The following is a 2,295-nucleotide window of genomic DNA, read 5'->3' as shown; positions in this document are numbered from 1 at the left end:
CCGCCGCCATGCCGATGCCCTGGTCGATGCGGATTTCGCTGATGCTTGCCAACTGCGCCGCCGTCGCCGGGACATTGTCGAAGTAGACGCGATATTCGGCCCTGGCCATGATCGTCAGCTCCGGGGCATCGTGATCGGCCGGCCAGTCGGCTGCAGCAGCGACGCCGCTTCGAGTTCGCTGTTGGCGTCGGCGATGTGCCAGTAGCGCGTCGCGTCGGCGTAGCGCTGTTCGCCGAGGGTGTCGAGCTGGTCGTGCGCGCGCACCGTCACCGGGTCGCCGGCAGGAATCGGCAGAAGCCGCAGCTTGACGGCCGCGACCTCGGTACCGGCACGGTCCTTCGCCGTGACCGTCGGCAAACCATGGTAGCGCGAGTTCTTGAGGAACATGACGGCCTCTCAGAAGGGAATGATATCGACTGCAAACTCGATCACCTTGGCGAGATTCAGCGTCGCCTGGGTGTCCTTGATCATTTGCGTGTACTTGTAGGCGCCCTCGCCGACAGCATCATCGGTCGGCGCCCGGCTGGAAACCTGCATGCCGATCTTGACTTCGGCCTGCACCGGGTTGAGCAACAGGTCGTACTTCTGTTCGCTGATGGACATCGAGGTGATGGTCACCGGCAGCACCCGTGACGGTCCCCAGATGAACAGGATGCGCGGCAGCGGGACACGGGGGACCGGCTGCGTCGGCGGCGTGCTGCCCGGCCCCGAGAGGGCCGCGCCGATCGCGTCGATCGCGGCGCCGATCAGACCACCGGGCGTGCTCTGCGGGTAGACCATCTTCTCCAGCGCCGCGATCTGCGGACCGACGCCGAACAGACGCGGGATGGCCGATAGCGCGCCGCCGGCACCGAGGTCGTCGGCTGCCGAGAAATGCGCGCTGATCTCGAAGCGTTCCGAAGGCGGCGCCGCTGCGGCGTGCGTCTCGATCCGCGGTCGTGCCGATGCGCTCGCCGGCGGCGGCGGGATGGTGATCGTACGCGTCATGTTTTCCGGATTGAACTGGAAAATCACGATGTTCGGAATCGGCCCGAGGATGTTCGCGCCATATTCGACGAGCACGCCACGCAAGGGTAAGAGCGACATTCAGCGGCCCTCCCCGGCTTCTGCCTGCGCACTGGCAGGATCATGGGCGTGCGTCACCCACTCGCCCAGGCGGGCGGCGATCAGTTCGCAGAGGGTCTGTGCGTCGGCATGCGCTGGCGCGTCGATGACGCCAAGGTCCAGCGTGGCAAGGTCGCTGCCCGGCGTACCCGGTTTCAGGTCGGCCAATCGCCGTTGCAGGGCGCCGTCGAGCTGCTCTGGCAAATGCTCGCCGATCCCCGCCGGAAAGCCCTGCAACGTGATCGCCAGACGTGCGATGTCGACGTTCATGCGAGGCTCCCGATCAAGGCCGCATAGCGACCGAACTGTTCGCGACCGGCAACACGATTCATCTTTTCGAGTTCGCGCTTGACGGCGGTCAACACCTCCAGCATGCCCACCTGCGCGGCCCCTTCGGGACGCTGGCCGGCGGCCAGCAGGCAGGCGTTGAAGGCGGCGGAGCGGATGTGGCCGCCGGCGAGTTCGAACTGCTGCGCGAGCCAGCGGCAATCGATCTCGACGATGTCCACGCGCGGCGGGAAAGCCTGCCGCCACAAGCGCTCGCGTTCGACGACGCCGGGCACCGGGAATTCGACGATGTAGCGCAGCCGGCGCGTGAATGCTTCGTCGAGGTCCTTGCGGCGGTTGCTGGCGAGCACCGCAAGGCCCTTGAAGCGCTCCATACGTTCGAGCAGATAGCTGATCTCGATGTTGGCGAAACGGTCGTGCGCGTCACGCACCTCGGTGCGCTTGCCAAACAGCGCATCGGCCTCGTCGAAGAACATCAGGCAATCGCTGGTCTCGGCGGCATCGAAGATGCGCCGCAGGTTTTTCTCGGTCTCGCCGATGTACTTGTTGACCACCTGCGAGAGGTCGATCCGGTACATCGGCAGCTCAAGCGCGTTGGCGAGTGCCTCGGCAGCCATCGTCTTGCCCGTTCCCGGCGGTCCGGAGAAGAGTACCGACAGGCCGGCATCGTTCCAGACGCGCGCCGTGCCCCACTCGTAATGCACACGACCGAGCACGGCCATCGCCGAGACGATTTCGCGCAGTTGTTGGGTCTGCGCGGGCGGTAACACCAGTTCGCCGAGTGCGAAGCGCGGGTTGACCAGATTGGCAAGGCCGTCGAGTTCGAGCCGTGCCTCGGCCCGGCAGACGGCGAACAGTTCATGCGCGCCGGCCGCAGCGCCCAATGCCGACGCCGCCGCGGCG

The 2,295-nt window shown here is 66.3% G+C and carries 4 protein-coding genes; all 4 read right to left on the bottom strand.

Features of this window, described 5'->3' with window-relative positions:
- Window positions 1–114: 114 nt before the first annotated feature.
- Window positions 115–387, bottom strand: coding sequence for a LysM domain-containing protein (locus tag CAPSK01_RS10950; protein WP_273703509.1), 273 nt, complete (start codon window positions 385–387; stop codon window positions 115–117).
- A gap of 9 nt (window positions 388–396) precedes the next feature.
- The gene (locus CAPSK01_RS10945; protein ID WP_034926258.1) at window positions 397–1,086 is read right to left on the bottom strand and encodes a hypothetical protein; all 690 of its coding nucleotides are present in this window, start codon (window positions 1,084–1,086) and stop codon (window positions 397–399) included.
- Window positions 1,087–1,374, bottom strand: a complete 288-nt coding sequence (locus tag CAPSK01_RS10940) for a hypothetical protein (RefSeq protein WP_034926257.1) — start codon at window positions 1,372–1,374, stop codon at window positions 1,087–1,089.
- The coding region (locus CAPSK01_RS10935; RefSeq protein ID WP_273703508.1) for an ATP-binding protein at window positions 1,371–2,295 on the bottom strand (925 nt) is incomplete at its 5' end. The genes CAPSK01_RS10935 and CAPSK01_RS10940, both read right to left, overlap by 4 nt.

Origin of the sequence: Candidatus Accumulibacter vicinus (assembly GCF_000584955.1) — a bacterium.
Classification (GTDB): Bacteria; Pseudomonadota; Gammaproteobacteria; order Burkholderiales; family Rhodocyclaceae; genus Accumulibacter; species Accumulibacter vicinus.
Note: the sequence above shows the minus strand (reverse complement) of the source record. Positions and strands in the feature narration are given on the sequence as shown.

What these genes read in the sequence shown, in the direction of transcription:
- CAPSK01_RS10950 (WP_273703509.1), bottom strand. Translation starts at nt 387, where the DNA reads ATGTTCCTCAAGAACTCGCGCTACCATGGTTTGCCGACGGTCACGGCG.
- CAPSK01_RS10945 (WP_034926258.1), bottom strand. Translation starts at nt 1,086, where the DNA reads ATGTCGCTCTTACCCTTGCGTGGCGTGCTCGTCGAATATGGCGCGAAC.
- CAPSK01_RS10940 (WP_034926257.1), bottom strand. Translation starts at nt 1,374, where the DNA reads ATGAACGTCGACATCGCACGTCTGGCGATCACGTTGCAGGGCTTTCCG.